This window comes from Bartonella sp. ML69XJBT (genome assembly GCF_028618515.1).
Classification (GTDB): Bacteria; Pseudomonadota; Alphaproteobacteria; order Rhizobiales; family Rhizobiaceae; genus Bartonella.
Window position 1 is genome coordinate 1 of sequence record NZ_JAQITB010000135.1, and the last position, 859, is coordinate 859.

1 protein-coding gene is annotated in these 859 nt (G+C 37.6%); it reads right to left on the minus strand.

Annotation, left to right across the window (positions count from 1 at the left end; genetic code table 11):
• Nucleotides 1-170: 170 nt before the first annotated feature.
• Nucleotides 171-677 carry a hypothetical protein gene (locus PVV68_RS10540; protein ID WP_273722111.1) on the minus strand — a complete coding sequence of 169 codons (507 nt, stop codon included), beginning with the start codon at nt 675-677 and terminating at the stop codon, nt 171-173.
• Nucleotides 678-859 lie beyond the last annotated feature (182 nt).

Genomic DNA, 859 nt, shown 5'->3' on the forward strand with positions numbered 1-859 from the left:
TAACTCTACCATAGAGATGGTCTTTAACTTCTTTTATTTCATCAGTAAGTTCATATTTTTTAGATACAGTTGTATTGGTCATAGGTCGCTCCCTAATCTAATATTCGTTAATTTTTTAAATGAGATGAGATGTTTTAAAGGAGGCGCCCCCGCCGCGCCCGCGCCGTTATTTAAGCTGTTTTCCTATGAGGACTACACATAACAAAGCAAATTTCACCAGCAGGAGAAAGGCGTTCTGTATAAACATTCTTCATTGTGTCACCACAAATATTCTTAGTAACAATAGCCATGCCACATGCATTGGCATTTTCATAAACATGCACTTTACTTACAATTTTTGCACTATCGAAAACATGGGCATTATCATACACATGGGCATTGGCAAAAACCTTTGCTGAATCGTAGATGCGAGCATTACCATATACAAAACCACCAACACCTGCATTGCCATAAACCTGCGCATTTTCGTAAACACGACCAGGGCTCACAACAATGGCCTGATCACCAACCCAGCAATTACCATCATGGGAAAGATTTTCTTCAGATTCAATATAGCCACCAAGTTGACCAGCTTTAACATCACCAAAATCTCTTAACGCCTTAATGCGATAAAGTTTTTTACCCTCACGAAGAATTGTTTGATTGGTGAGTTGATATTTTTTTACAGAATTTTGCATAATAAATCCTATTCGTAAAGAAGGTTTCTATTGACACCCTATAAGGGCGCCGGGCGCTAGCAACACATTGATTTATATAGATAATTTACTGTTTTGCATGTTGAATTAAAGACCCGAATATAGTAAGGTTTTCTCATTCTAAACCCTCTCAGATTGAATCAATTAATATCACTTGCTTGCAC